This window comes from Pseudomonas sp. AC463 (assembly GCF_979253585.1).
Map to the genome: position 1 here is coordinate 1 of NZ_CEEDDZ010000343.1, position 319 is coordinate 319.

General features: G+C 59.9%; 1 protein-coding gene. It reads right to left on the minus strand.

The annotated features are described in order from the left end of the window. On the minus strand, positions 1 to 319 hold a 319-nt coding region (locus AC0IYH_RS30445; protein WP_471837877.1), incomplete at both ends, for a lyase family protein.

Genomic DNA, 319 nt, shown 5'->3' on the forward strand with positions numbered 1-319 from the left:
GTTGCACCTCGAGGGACTTCTCGCAGAGCACCTTGAGCAGGTGGCCAAGCGCCGGTAGCAGATGTTCACTAACCTCGATGGCGGCACTGACATGGATGGTGGTGGGGATGATGTCATTGCTGCTCTGGCCGCAGTTGACATGATCATTGGGGTTCACCGGCTCGCCGAGAATGCCCGTGGCAAGGGTGGCGATCACTTCGTTGGCATTCATGTTGGAGCTGGTGCCGGAACCGGTCTGGAACACATCCACCGGGAAGTGACGCATGAAATCCTCGGCCAGCAGTTGCTGGCAGGCGGAAACGATGGCATCGCCCTGGGC